General features: G+C 73.5%; 9 protein-coding genes. 3 read left to right on the top strand and 6 right to left on the bottom strand.

Annotated features, from left to right (window positions below; translation table 11 throughout):
- Nucleotides 1-102: 102 nt before the first annotated feature.
- Complete coding sequence (locus DLJ59_RS10345) at nt 103-3,000, top strand: helix-turn-helix transcriptional regulator (protein WP_244235944.1); 2,898 nt, start codon at nt 103-105, stop codon at nt 2,998-3,000.
- Between the two features lie 15 nt (nt 3,001-3,015).
- On the opposite strand, the gene DLJ59_RS10340 is transcribed toward DLJ59_RS10345, so the two are convergent.
- Together DLJ59_RS10340 and lipA are read right to left on the bottom strand one after the other, a co-directional pair.
- Nucleotides 3,016-4,740: a hypothetical protein gene (locus DLJ59_RS10340; RefSeq protein ID WP_124772285.1), complete on the bottom strand. Its 1,725-nt coding sequence runs from the start codon at nt 4,738-4,740 to the stop codon at nt 3,016-3,018.
- A 53-nt stretch (nt 4,741-4,793) separates the two neighbouring features.
- Nucleotides 4,794-5,789, bottom strand: coding sequence for a lipoyl synthase (gene lipA, locus DLJ59_RS10335; RefSeq protein ID WP_124772284.1), 996 nt, complete (start codon nt 5,787-5,789; stop codon nt 4,794-4,796).
- 443 nt (nt 5,790-6,232) lie between these two features.
- Here lipA and aspS point away from each other — a divergent pair, with 443 nt between their 5' ends.
- Nucleotides 6,233-7,519, top strand: coding sequence for an aspartate--tRNA(Asn) ligase (gene aspS / locus DLJ59_RS10330; protein WP_124772283.1), 1,287 nt, complete (start codon nt 6,233-6,235; stop codon nt 7,517-7,519).
- A gap of 49 nt (nt 7,520-7,568) precedes the next feature.
- Here aspS and DLJ59_RS10325 read toward each other — a convergent pair whose 3' ends face one another.
- The 4 genes from DLJ59_RS10325 to DLJ59_RS10310 all read right to left on the bottom strand — a co-directional run bounded on the left by DLJ59_RS10325 (nt 7,569) and on the right by DLJ59_RS10310 (nt 11,994).
- Nucleotides 7,569-7,961 carry a VOC family protein gene (locus tag DLJ59_RS10325; protein WP_124772282.1) on the bottom strand — a complete coding sequence of 131 codons (393 nt, stop codon included), beginning with the start codon at nt 7,959-7,961 and terminating at the stop codon, nt 7,569-7,571.
- Nucleotides 7,962-8,008: 47 nt separating this feature from the next.
- On the bottom strand, nt 8,009-8,650 hold the full coding sequence (lipB, locus tag DLJ59_RS10320; RefSeq protein WP_124772281.1) for a lipoyl(octanoyl) transferase LipB: 642 nt from the start codon (nt 8,648-8,650) through the stop codon (nt 8,009-8,011).
- 136 nt (nt 8,651-8,786) lie between these two features.
- Nucleotides 8,787-10,070: a hypothetical protein gene (locus DLJ59_RS10315; RefSeq protein WP_124772280.1), complete on the bottom strand. Its 1,284-nt coding sequence runs from the start codon at nt 10,068-10,070 to the stop codon at nt 8,787-8,789.
- 91 nt (nt 10,071-10,161) lie between these two features.
- On the bottom strand, nt 10,162-11,994 hold the full coding sequence (locus tag DLJ59_RS10310) for a DUF6311 domain-containing protein (RefSeq protein WP_124772279.1): 1,833 nt from the start codon (nt 11,992-11,994) through the stop codon (nt 10,162-10,164).
- A 217-nt stretch (nt 11,995-12,211) separates the two neighbouring features.
- Here DLJ59_RS10310 and DLJ59_RS10305 point away from each other — a divergent pair.
- Nucleotides 12,212-13,421, top strand: a 1,210-nt coding sequence (locus tag DLJ59_RS10305; protein WP_124772278.1) for an extracellular catalytic domain type 1 short-chain-length polyhydroxyalkanoate depolymerase, incomplete at its 3' end; no start/stop codon positions are given.

Genomic DNA, 13,421 nt, shown 5'->3' with positions numbered 1-13,421 from the left:
GCGCCCGCCGGGCTGGCCGCTCGACCCGATCCGGCCCCGCCGCCCGGCCACCGGCCGATCGGCGGGGCCGGCGGAGCGCGCCGCCATGGCATGCTCGAACACGTGACCGTACGCGCCGCCAGCTCCGTCCTCGTCGGGCGCCACCGCGAGACCGCCGCGCTGCGGGACGCGCTGGGCCGGGCGCGCGCCGGGGAGCCGACCACCGTGCTGGTCGGCGGCGAGGCGGGCGTGGGCAAGACCCGGCTGCTGGAGGAGTTCGCCGGCTGGGCCACCGACGGCGCGGCACGGGTGCTCGTCGGCCAGTGCCTGGAGCTGGGCGAGGCAGGTCTGCCGTTCGCGCCGTTCGCCGCCGCGCTGCGCGCGGTGCTCCGCGCCGACGGTCCCGAGGTCTTCGCCGGCTACGAGGCGGAGTTCGCCCCGCTCCTGCCGGAGCTCGGCCGCACCTCCGTGGCGCTGGCCGCACCGCGTGCCGCCGCACTCAGCGACGCCCCGCGCGGTTACCTGTTCGACCTGGTCGCCGAGCTGTTCCAGCGGCTGGCCGACGCTCGCCCGCTCGTCCTGATCATCGAGGATCTGCACTGGGCCGACCGCTCCACCCGCGACCTCATCGGTTTCCTCGTCCGGGCGGCGAGGCCGGGCCGGCTGCTGCTGGTCTGCACCTACCGCACCGACGAGTTGCAGCGCGGGCACCCGCTGCGTGCGTTCCTCGCCGAGCTGGATCGGGCCCGTGGTGTCGAGCGGGTCGAGCTGGGCCGTCTGGACCGCGACGGCACCGCCGCGATCCTCGCCGACCTGCTCGGCGCCGAGCCGCTCGCCCGTGCCGTCGACGACGTCCACGACCGCACCCAGGGCAACCCCTTCTTCATCGAGGAGTTGGCCGTCGCCGGTGACCCGATCGGCTGCGTGGCGCTCCCCGAGACGCTGCGTGACCTGCTGCTGGCCCGGGTGGACCGGCTCCCCGAGCCGGCCCAGCGGGTGCTGCGGATCGCAGCCGCCGGCGGCACCCGGTTCGCCCACGACCTGCTCGCCGAGGTCGCCGGGCTGCCCGAGGCCGAGCTGGAGGACGCGTTGCGCGCCGCCGTCGCCGCCCAGTTGGTGGTGGCCGACCGGGACGGTGACTACGAGTTCCGCCACGCGCTGGTCCGCGAGGCCGTGCACGACGAGTTGCTGCCCGGTGAGCACGCCCGGCTGCACGCCCGCTTCGCCGCCGCCATCGAGGCCCAACCGCACCTGGTCGCCGCGGGCCGGGCCCCGGCCGAGATCGCCCACCACTGGCACGCCGCGCACGACCACCCGCGTGCCCTCGTCGCCGCACGAGCCGCCGCGGCCGCCGCCGCCGACCGGTACGCGTACGCCGAGCAGCGCCGACTGCTGGAGCGGGCGCTGGAGCTGTGGGAGTTGGTGCCGGACGCCGCCGACCTGCTCGGCATGGACCACCTGGCGCTGCTGGAGCAGACCCTGGACGCCGCTGTCACCGCCGGCGACTTCAGCCGGGCGATCACCCTGACCCGGGCCGGGCTGGCCGAGGTGGACGCCGACGCCGCGCCGCTGCGCGCCGCCCGGCTGCTGGACCAGCGGGGTCGACTGATGGCCCTGCTCGGCAAGAGCGACGGCAGCCGCGAGCTGGATGAGGCGTACCGGCTGGCGGCCGGTGGCCCGCCCGGCGTGGAGCGGGTCCGGCTGCTCGCCGACATCGCCACCCACCTGGTCAAGATCGACCCGAAGAAGGCGGCCCGGGTGGCCGCCGAGGCCGCCACGGACGCCGAGGCGCTCGACGAACAGGTGGCCCTGCTGTCGACGAGGATCGCGCTGCTCTGCCACGGCGAGCGAGACCTGACCGGAGGGCTGGCCGAGCTGGGCCAGGTGGCTGCCGCCGCCCGTGCCGCAGGAGACGTGCCGACCTTGGTGGCCGCCATGGTGTTCGAGTCGGACATGCTCTGCGAGTTGGGCCGCTACGCCGAGTCCGCGCGGGCCGCCGAGGCCGGGGTGGCCGAGGCGCGCCGGGTCGGGATCAGCCGCTCCACCGGGGCGTACCTGCTCTCCAACCGCGCCGAGGCGCTCATCGCGCTGGGCCGGTGGGACGAGGCCGAGGCGGTCTGCGCGGAGGCCGCCCGGATCGACCTGTCCGGCGTCACCGGGCTGCACTGGCTCCAGCTGGGCGCCGGGCTGCGGCTGGCCCGCGCCCATCCGGGCGCCGACGAGCTGGTCGACCGGGCGCTCACCTTCCTCGGCCGGCCGTACCTGTGGCCGAACCACCGCCTGCCGTTGCACGAGCTGGCGATCGAGGCGGCGCTGGCCGCGGACGACAAGGTCGAGGCGGTGCGGGCGGCCCACGTCGCGGTGGCCGACGGGAGCCTTCCGCAACTGCCCCGGGAGGGTTGGCCGGTGCTCAGCGCCGCCGCGCGTACCGCAGCCCGGGTGGGCGACCGGGAGCTGGCAACCGCCGTGGCGGCGCTCGCCAGCGACCTGCCGGCGCGGCACCCGGCGGCCCGGGCGCACGCCGCCCAGGTCACCGCCCTGCTCGCGGTCGGCGACCAGGCGCTGCCGGCGTGGCGTGCGGCGGTCGACGCGTGGCGGGCCGACGGGCAGCCGTACCCGCTGGGCCGGGCGCTGCTGGCGCTGGCCGAGGTGACGGCCGCCGCCGGGGAACGCGACGAGACGGCGGCGGCGGTCACCGAGGCCACCGAGATCGGTCGGCGGCTGGGTGCGGCGCCGCTGGTCGAGGCGGCTGCCACCCTGGCGCGGCGGGTCGGCCTGCGCAGTGCGACCGGGGGTGGTGCCGGCGCGGACCTGCTGACCGCCCGGGAGCGGGAGGTGCTGCGGCTGGTCGCCGAGGGGCACAGCAACAGCCGGATCGCCGAACAGTTGTTCATCTCACCGAAGACGGCCAGCGTGCACGTCTCCCGGATCATCGCGAAGCTGGGCGTGACCAACCGGGTGGAGGCCGCCGCCCTGGCTCACCGTCTCGGCCTGCTCACCGAGGCCACCGCGCCGCGCTGACGCGCAGCGCCGAGATCAGCGGGGCAGGTAGATGCGCCAGCCCTCGATGGTGACCAGGTCGAGGGTGCCCGGTGTGCCCCGCTGCCGCTCGTCGAGCACCGCCGCCAGCGGCGAGCCGGCCGGTGCGACCCAGGCGGGTGCGGCCGCGCTGTCCACCTCCCGCCGGTACGCGGGGTAGCGGTCGAATCCGGGGCGGAGGTTGTCGTCGACGACAGCGCAGACCACCTCCTCCGCACTGGCGAAGGTGAGCCGGTTGCAGGTCCAGTAGCCGGCGCGCACGTGCCGTACGCCGAGTTGACGAAGGGTGGCCACCAACTCGGTGTGCCGGGCCTCGGCGGCCCGGGTCGCCGGGACGGTCTCCGCCGCCCGCCAGGTGGCGTGGGCGGCGGTGCCCAGCGTGGCGGCGAGCAACACCACAGCGACCGACCGGGCCAGCGTCGAGCCGACACCGCGCCGGCCGGTCACCGCCGGTCGCAGCCCGTGCCGTGCCACCGTCCACACCGGCCAGAGCAGCGCCGGCAGGGAGATGAGCAGGCAGGACAGGTAGCGGGAACTCTCCACCGGGGTGAGCCCGGCGGCACTGCTCAGCGTGTACGCGCCGAGGGTGGCCACCGCGGCCAGCACGAGCGCCAGCCGGACCGCCGCCGACACCCGAGGCGACACCGCGCCGGGGGCGGCAGAAACAGGGCCGGCGGCGGCGGGGCTGGCGGGCGATCGGCGTAGGGCCCGCCAGGCGGTGGCGGCGGCGATGACCAGCAGCAACGGCAGGACGAGTGCCCACCACAGCTGCCAGGTGGCGCACTGGCTGGGGGCGCAGAAGCCCATACCCAGGGCCGGGCCGAGCGCCAGGCCGCCGTGCAGCCGGTCCACCCAGCCCGCGCTGACGTTCGCACCGCTGGCCGCGAGCACGGCGTGCAGCGGGTTCCGCCCGGTCAACAGGCTGTGCAGCAGCAGCGGGGCCGCCCCCAGCACAGCCGCCGCCCCGAGCAGCGCCCCTGCGGCACCCCACAGCTCCCGGCGGCAGAACCCGACGAGGACCACCCCGGTCGCCGCGACGTACGGCAACACCAGCGGGTCGACCCAGAGCATCAGCCCGGCCAGGAATCCCCACGCCGCCCAGCGCGCCAACCGCCAGCCGGGTCGCCCTGCGTCGGCCGACCGGCCGTCGGGTTGCCCGGTGTCGGCCGTTCGTGGCCCCGGTCGGTCGGAGGCCAGGCCCACGGTGAGCAGGGCGAGCGCCGCGGCGGCCACGTTCATCTCGGGGTAGCCGCCGCCGGCGATCAGCTGGTTCTTGACGATCCGGTCGGAGCCGAGCGCCAGCAGCGCGACCACCAGCAGCCCGAACCACCGGTCCCCGGTCAGCCGCAGCGTCAACCGCCAGGCCAGCAGCAGGAACAGTGCGTACAGGGCCAGCGTGGGCAACCGCAGCCCGAGCAGCGACGGCCCACCGGCCAGGGCGAACACGGGCGCGGCGAGGTACGCCTCCAGCGTGCCCATGTACTGCTGGCCGTAGAACCAGATCGGGAAGCCCTCGAACCGGGCGATGTGCAGCGCGGCCAACCCCATGGTGGCCTCGTCGCTGTTTGTTGGCGGCGCGGCGTGGGCCAGCAACCAGACCCGGTAGCCGATCCCGGCGAGTACGGCCAAGCCGGTGAGCCAGCCGACCAGCCCGAGGCGCACACCCGGCCGCGGACGCGGGTGATCCGCGCCGCGCGGCTGCTCGCGTACCCCGGCGGTCATCGCACGATCATGACACCCGGGCGCCGCGCGGTCCGCGCGGCGCTGTCGGCGGGTCAGCCGGCGGCGGCGACCGGGGCGGCGGCGCGGGCGTCGAGCGCCTGCTTGTAGAGCCGACCGGCCCGGTACGACGAACGCACCAGCGGCCCGCTCATCACCCCGGCGAAGCCGATCTCCTCGGCCTCCTCGCGCAGCTCCACGAACTCCTCCGGCTTGACCCAGCGGGTCACCGGGTGGTGCCGGGGCGACGGGCGCAGGTACTGGGTGATGGTGATCAGCTCGCAGCCGGCGTCGTGCAGGTCACGCAGCGCCTGCGAAACCTCGGCCCGCTCCTCGCCCATGCCGAGGATGAGGTTGCTCTTGGTGACCAGGCCGTCGGCGCGGGCCTGCCGGATCACGTCCAGCGAACGGTCGTAGCGGAACGCCGGGCGGATGCGCTTGAAGATGCGCGGCACGGTCTCCACGTTGTGCGCCAGCACCTCCGGGCGGGAGCCGAAGACCTCGGCCAGCTGCTCGGGGACGGCGTTGAAGTCCGGGATCAGCAGCTCGACACCGCAGCCGGGCTGCAGGGCGTGGATCTGTCGGACGGTCTCGGCGTACAGCCAGGCGCCGCCGTCGGGCAGGTCGTCACGGGCGACACCGGTGATGGTGGCGTAGCGCAGCCCCATCGAGACCACCGACTCGGCGACCCGACGCGGCTCGTCGGCGTCGAACTCGGCCGGCTTGCCGGTGTCGATCTGGCAGAAGTCGCAGCGCCGGGTGCACTGGTCACCGCCGATGAGGAAGGTGGCCTCCCGGTCTTCCCAACACTCGTAGATGTTGGGGCAGCCGGCCTCCTGGCAGACGGTGTGCAGCCCTTCGCGCGAGACGAGCCCGCGCAGCTGGGTGTACTCCGGACCCATCTTGGCCTTGACCTTGATCCATGGCGGTTTGCGCTCGATCGGCGTTTCGGCGTTGCGCGCCTCGATCCGCAGCAGTCGCCGCCCCTCGGGGGCCGCCGTTGCGGTGCGCGCTGCCTGGCCAGTCGTCGGCGCGGAGTGCTCGATCGTCACGAAAACGAGCCTACGCCGGACGGCAGGTGTCTATGTGCGTCAGGCGACCGGCGTCACGCCCCGAACGTTGTGACGCCGGACACCGGCCGGTCGAAAAAGTGCGTCACAGATGGGGGGATCGGGTGCTACGGTCTCCGCCAACAGCGATGACGGAGCCAAGTAGCGCCCGACCCGCCAGTGCAGAGAGCCGCCGGTGCTGAGAGGCGGTCTGGCACCGGTGCGCGAAGACCCTCCCGAGCTGCGGGTAGAACGGCGAACCGCCCAGTAGAGCCCGCCCGGCTGGCCCCGGTCATCAGGCGACGAACGAGGCCCCCGCTTCGGTGGGGGTGAAGGTGTGGTGGCACCGCGAGGTTCCCGCTCGCCCACACCTGCCTGGGGCTGATGCGACGCATCGCTTCCCCAGGGCGGCGACCGCGTGGCGATCGACCGAGGAGCAGCCCGCCATGCAACGAACCCTGTCCCACCAACTGCCCGCCAGGATCGGCACGACCGTGCGGATCGCCGGCTGGGTGCACCGCCGCCGACTGCTCAAGTCGGTGGCCTTCCTGATCGTGCGGGACGCCGCCGGCCTGGCCCAGGTGGTCGTCACCGACCCGGCCGCCCGCGCCCAGCTGGAGAAACTCACCGAGGAGACGGTCGTCGAGGTCACCGCGACGGCCACCGCGAACGGCACGGCGCCCGCCGGGGTCGAGCTGACCGACCCGACGGTACGTCCACTTGGGCCACCCGCCACACCGCCACCGTTCGACCTGTACCGGCCAGCGCTCACCGCCAGCCTGCCCACCCAGTTGGACAACGCGCCCACCGCGCTTCGGCACCCCACCCGATCCGCCGCGCTGCGGATCTCGGCGGCCGCGGTGGCCGGGTTCCGGGTCGCACTCGACGCCCACGACTTCGTGGAGATCCACACGCCGAAGGTGGTCGGCTCCAGCACCGAGAGCGGGGCGAACGTGTTCGCGCTGGACTGGTTCGGGCGGCCCGCGTACCTGGCGCAGTCGCCGCAGTTCTACAAGCAGCTGATGGTCGGTGTCTTCGAACGCGTCTACGAGGTGGGGCCGGTCTTCCGGGCCGAGTCGCACGACACCGTCCGACATCTCGCGCAGTACACGTCGCTCGACGCGGAGCTGGGTTTCATCGCCGACCACCGCGACGTGATGCGGGTGCTGCGCGACACCCTCGCCGGAATGCTGGAAGTGGTGGGTGAGCGGGCCGGCGCCGCCTTGGCGACGCTCGGCGTCACGCCGCCGCAGGTGCCGGCGCAGATCCCGGCGGTGCACTTCACCGAGGCGCTGACGATCGCCGGCGCGCCCGTCGACGAGCCGGACCTCGCGCCCGCCCACGAACGGGCGCTCGGCGAGTGGGCCCTGCGCGAACACGGGTCGGACTTCCTCTTCGTCACCGGCTACCCGATGGCGAAGCGGCCCTTCTACACCCACCCGGACCCGGCGCGGCCCGCGTACTCGAACGGTTTTGACCTGCTCTTTCGTGGTCTGGAGCTGGTCACCGGCGGGCAGCGGCTGCACCGGCACGCCGACTACCTGGCGGCGTTGGCGGCCCGGGGCGAGCCGGTCGAGCCGTACGTCGGCTACCTGGACGCGTTCCGGCACGGCATGCCACCGCACGGTGGCTTCGCCATCGGTCTGGAACGGTTCGTGGCCCGGTTGGTCGGCGCGGCCAACATCCGGGAGGTCACCGCGTTCCCGCGCGACCTGCACCGCCTGACGCCGTAGGAGGGTGCCCTGCCGGCCCACTCGATCGGGTGGAGAGGGCCGGCGGGGCTCAGGCGGGACCGAGCAGGTCCCAGAGATTCCCGGCGACGTCCCGGAAGACGGCGACCCGGCCATACGGCTCGGTGCGCGGCGGCTTGACGAACTCGACGTGCGCGTCGGTCATCCGGCGGTAGGTGGCGTCGAAGTCGTCGACCTGGAGGAAGAACCCGACCCGGCCGTGGGTCTGGTCGCCCACCGCGGCCTGCTGCCGTTCGCCGTCAGCGCGGGCCAGCAGCAGCCCGGTGCCGCCGCCCGGCGGGCGGACCACCACCCAGCGCTTCGGCCGCCCGTCGTTGGTCAGCGACGGGGTGTCCTCGGCCAGCTCGAAACCGAGGACGCCGGTGAAGAAGGCAATGGCCGGGTCGTACTCGGTGACCACGACGGTGACGAGATCGATCTGCACCCGACCGAGGGTAGGCGACCTTCGGTCACCCGGCGCGCGGCCGGGTCTCAGACCGTGACGAGGGTGGCGAGCCGGCGCTCGACCACCGGCAGCACGTCGGCGACGCTGATCGGGCGACCCAGCTCGGCGGTGAGCGAGGTGACGCCCGCGTCCCGGATGCCGCAGGGCACGATCCGGTCGAAGTACGTCAGGTCGCAGTCGCAGTTGATCGAGAACCCGTGCAGGGTGACGCCCCGGGCCACCCGGATGCCGATGGCGGCCACCTTGCGGGCCGGCCCCCGGTCGTCCTCGGGCACCCAGACCCCGCTGCGCCCCTCGACCCGGCCGGCGGCCAACCCGAACTCGGCGCACACGTCGATGAGCAGCTCTTCGGTCCGGCGCACGTAGGCGACCACGTCCACCGGGTCGGGCAGGCGCAGGATCGGGTAACCGACGAGCTGACCCGGCCCATGCCAGGTGATCTTGCCGCCGCGGTCCACGTCGACGACCGAAGTGCCGTCCATCGGCCGGTCCCATGGTTCGGTGCGCTTACCCGCGGTGTAGACGCTGGGGTGCTCCAGCAGCAGCACGGTGTCGCCGCGCTCGCCCGCCACCACCGACTCGTGCAGGCGCCGCTGCTCGTCCCAGGCGGCCTGGTAGTCGAGCAGGCCGGCGCGGACGGCCGTCAGGCCGGGGGTCGTCGTTGTCACGGCCCCAGCGTAGTCCCGTCGGAGGCGATCTTCCCTGGTGAGCCGCCTCACCGACGAAGATCACCACCGCTGTCGCCGCCGCTGCCGGGTCGCGGCCCGTCGGGTGACCGGGCCTGCCCGGCGCGGCCGTTCGGCGTCATGCCGCAGCCGCGCCGGTCGCAACGCGGCGGCGAAGCAGGCGGCGGAGGACGAGGGCGACGACGAGCAACGTCGGCACGGCCACGGCGAGATAGCACCAGAGCGGGGCGGCGAACGGCGACGGCCGGCGCTCCGGGCCACCGAACGCGGCCCGGGTCAGCAGTTCGCCCGGCACCGCCAGGTCGGTCGACCCGGGCGGTGCGGTCACCAGGACCTCCCGGCCGCCGCCGGGCGACAACGCGGCGAGGACGGCTCGCCGGTCTTCGTCGCGGTCCGCCTCGATCGACTGTTTCACCACCGTGTCGCTCCCGCGCCACCCGACGATCTCCGTGGTCGACGCGGAAACCGGCAGGGGTTCCCCCAGGGGTTGGCCGGTGGCGGCGTCCAGGAACTCGATCCGCCAGGTGCGGGCCGCGGTCTGCTCGGCCGTGCAGCCGAGGCCGGCGCAGCCGTCGAAGGCGAGCAGCGCGATCCGCCGGCCGTCCGGATGCCAGGCCGCCGGGCCGGCCAGCATCCGCCGATCGCCCAGCTCGACCCGCCAGCGAGGAATGCCGCTGGCTGGGTCGATGACCATCAGCCGTTGGCGTGCGGCGATCGTCGCGGCCTCGTCGGGCGCGCCGGTGACCGCCACCAGGTCGCCGGCGGGTGACCAGGCCGCAGCTGCGTACGCCGCGAAGGTGCCCGCCGCGACGACCTGCTCGACGCCCCGGTACGGGTCGAGGACGAGCAGGTCGTCGGGCTTCTCCGGGTTGTTGAGCTGCTGGTTGTCCGGCCCGAAGCTGATCACCTCGTCGTTGTTGCTGCGGGTGCTCAGCACCCGCTGCCCGTCCGGCGACCAGGCCAGCGGCCGCATTCCGGTGTGGAGCGGGCGGTGCTGCCGGCCGGTGGTGAGGTCCAGCAACTCGCCGGACGGGCGCAGGTAGTGCCGTCCGTCGGGGGAGAGCAGCCCATGCTCCTCGGCGACGTGCAGCGGGATCAGCCGGTAACCGCCGTCTCGACCGACCAGCACGCCGGTCGACTCCAGGTAACGGGTGCGGCTGGTGAAGAAGACCAGCGCGGCCGGGCCGGTCGGGCGTTGCCCCACGGTGGCCTGCCACAGCCACGGTTGGTGCACCCGGGCCGGCACCACGCCACCGGCGCCGGCAGCGGCGGTGCTCGTTCCGGCGGTGCTCGTCGCGGCGGTGTTCGTCGCGGCGGTGGCGGGTGGTGCGCTGAGCAACACCAGCGCGAGCGCGATACCTACCGTGGCCCCGCGCCGTAGTCGCCTGCCCGTCGTTCTCATCGCCCCATTAGATGCCACTGAGGCCGGTCACGACGCCCCGGTCGGTCGCGCCGTGGTTGTCGACGTTCAGCGGTTTGTCGAGGGCCGTGGCCTACCGGTCAGCGGGCGGGATTCGCCAGAGCCAGACGTCGTCGACCCGCTGCGGCTCGCCGAACAGGGCGGTACCGGTACGCCGCAGTGCCTCCTCGTCGACCGCGAGCTTCGCACCGTGCACCTGATCGGCGAGCACCACCGTCTCGATGCGCCAGTGCCGCAGGTCCGACTGGACCTCCCGGATTGTGCCGTCGGTGACGATGGGGACCATCCCGGTGCGGCCGGCCTGGTCCATCAACGCGCTCAGGGTGCGTGGCACCGGACCGATCCGGCCCCGCCCGTCCGGCCCGCCGGGCCCGAGGAAGAAGCCGCCGGGGATGGCGAACTCGCCCTGCCGGTGCGACAACGCGTACGCCTGCCACCGCTGGCCGTCCGGGTAGATGTCCACGGTCAGCGGCAGCGGGGTCAGCACCCCGTCGGGTGAGACGTACTCCCGCCACGTGCCGGAGGTGATGAACCGCGGGATCGGCTCCCGCTCGTCGGTCAGCAGCGGGGTGGGCAGCAGCGGCAGCAGGGCCACCACGAAACCGACCGACCAGGCCAGCTCCGCGGAGCGGTGCCGGGGCGGCGCGGCGCGCAGTTGATCGAGGGTGTACGCCAGCAGCACCCCGATCACCGGCGCGACCACCAGCGCCAGCCGGGCGGGCAGCGCGGCGTTCACCACCGGCAGTTGGCCGAGCAGGTCGAACGGCATCGGCAGGTCGGTCCGCCGTCCGTCGATCTTCGCGACCGGCCCGAACGAGAGCACCGTGAAGATCACCGCGAGGACGCCGAGCGCCCAGAGGATGGCCCGGCGACCGGGGTCGGCACGCCGCCAGAGCGCGACGAAGCAGACCACGGTGAGCACCAGCAGTGGGATGCCGAAGAACGAGTTCTCCTCGGTCGGGTTGGGTGCCAGCGAGGTGCCCAACCCGACCTCGCCGGCCAGCGAGCGACGCGGGAAGGCGGCGAACGCCGCGATGTCCTCGGAGTGGATCACCGGGTCGAAGCCGGTGCCGTGGAACCGTTGCGGCCCGGCGAAGTGCAACCACAACGGGTACGACAACAGCACACCGGCGACCACGGCGGTCACCCCGAGCCCGCGCAGGAAATTGGGCAGCGCGGCACGTGCCTCCCCGCGGTTGGCCGGGTGTAGCGCCCAGATGGCGACGAACACCCCCAGCGCCAGCGCGGTGAAGAAGAGCCCCTCGGCGGCGATCGAGAAGGCCACCGCGATCAGCACGCCGAGGATCATCCCGTCCCGGAGCCAGTGCCCCGGGCGGCGCAACGCGAACAGCCGCCAGATCAGCAGCGGCACCAGCCAACCGGCGGTCCAGTTCAGGTGCGCGTTGGCGTGCGACACCATGCCGGGGGAGTAGGCGATGAACAGGGCGCCGACAGCGGCGGCCAGGTGGCTGCGCACCAGGTGTCGGGAGAGCAGCCAGTACCAGGCCAGCGCGGTGGCGAGCAGGTTCAGGGTGAGGATCACCAGGAACGTCGCCGGCGGCCCGATCAGGTACGTGAGCGGGGCGAAGACCACCGCGTACACGGTGATCGTCGTGTTGACCGCGAGGTTCACGCCGTCCGGGACGTTGATCAGGTAGGTGAAGAGCGGGTTCTCCCCGTGGGTGACCGCGTGCCCGCCGAATGCCAGCAGCCACTCGAACAGAGCCTGGTCGCTGGAGTTGACGGTGATGGTGCGGACGTTCGGGTCCCGCCACAGCCCGCTGGTCACCCACACGGCGAGCGCGAGCGCCACCAGCGTGACGATCAGGTCGGCCCGGCGGTCCCGGACGGTGCGCGGCGGTGACGCGGGTGCGGGCCCGGTGGCCAGCGACGGGGAGGACGGCACGCAGCGGACGTTACCAACCGGACCTGGACGGGCCGGTCAGACCTGCAATGACGGGACCGTCGGGGACAGATTCGGGCCGCCACGTCGACGGCCTGACGTACACAGCGTCCGTTGTGAATGTGTGAGTGTGCCCCATGTCATAGGGGCGACACACCGTCGTAACGTCTCGGCAACTCGACAGTGACCCAGTTCACAGCCCGCCCCTCAGGAGGCCGCCGTGCGCCGCTCCTCGTCCATCCTCACCCGGCTGCTCGGTGCGGTCGCCGGGGTGGCCCTCGCCGCCGCTGGCGTGGTCGCCATCGCCGCACCCGCCCAGGCCGCCACCCTCAGCCAGGTCACCGGGTTCGGTTCCAACCCCGGCAACCTCGCCATGTACGCCTACCGGCCGGACGGCCTGCCGGCCAACTCCCCGGCCGTGGTGCTGCTGCACGGCTGCGTCCAGAACGCCTCCGGCTACTTCGCCAACTCCGGCTGGCAGAAGTACGCCGACCAGTGGAAGTTCGCCCTGATCGTCGCCCAGCAGCCCGCCAGCAACAACGCCAACTCCTGCTTCAACTTCTTCGAGGCGGGGGACACCACCCGGGGCCAGGGCGAGGCACTGTCGATCAAGCAGATGGTCGACCACGCCAAGTCGAACTTCGGGGTGAACGGCTCCCGGGTCTACGTCAGTGGGCTCTCCGCGGGCGGGGCGATGAGCGCGGTCATGCTCGCCACCTACCCGGACGTCTTCGCCGCTGGATCGATCATCGCGGGGATCCCGTACCGCTGCGCCACCAGCATGGTCAACGCGTTCAGCTGCATGAACCCGGGTGCGGACAAGACCCCGGCCGCCTGGGGCAACCTGGTCCGTGGCGCGTACTCCGGTTACACCGGCCCGCGCCCCCGGGTGGCGATCTGGCACGGCACCTCGGACACCACTGTCACCCCGCTCAACGGCACCGAGTCCCGCGACCAGTGGACCAACGTGCGGGGCGTGTCGCAGACCCCGACCAGCACCTCGTCGCTGCCCGGCAACACCAGCCTCGAGGTGTACGGCAACGACGACGTGCGGCTCTACCGGATCTCCGGGATGGGCCATGGCACCCCGGTCGACCCGGGCTCCGCAGCCGAACAGTGCGGCACCGCCGGCGCGTACTTCCTGGACACCATCTGCTCGACGTACCGTGACGCGCTCTTCTTCGGTCTGAACGGTGGCGGGACCGGCCCGACCCCGACCCCGACGGCCACCCCGACGGCCACTCCCACGCCAACGCCGACCCCGACGGCCACCCCGACCACGCCGCCGGTCTGCGTGACGGCCAGCAACTACGCGCACGTCGTGGCCGGTCGGGCGTACCAGTCCGGCGGCTACGCCTACGCCAACGGCTCCAACCAGCGGATGGGCCTCTACAACACCTTCTACACCAGCGCCCTCAAGCAAACCGCCC

This window comes from Micromonospora inaquosa, assembly GCF_003857055.1.
Lineage (GTDB): Bacteria > Actinomycetota > Actinomycetes > Mycobacteriales > Micromonosporaceae > Micromonospora > Micromonospora inaquosa.
Note: the sequence above shows the minus strand (reverse complement) of the source record. Positions and strands in the feature narration are given on the sequence as shown.

Excerpts from the sequence above, each read along its gene's own strand:
- aspS (WP_124772283.1), top strand. The coding sequence starts at position 6,233 with ATGCAACGAACCCTGTCCCACCAACTGCCCGCCAGGATCGGCACGACC.
- DLJ59_RS10315 (WP_124772280.1), bottom strand. The coding sequence starts at position 10,070 with ATGAGAACGACGGGCAGGCGACTACGGCGCGGGGCCACGGTAGGTATC.
- DLJ59_RS10340 (WP_124772285.1), bottom strand. The coding sequence starts at position 4,740 with ATGACCGCCGGGGTACGCGAGCAGCCGCGCGGCGCGGATCACCCGCGT.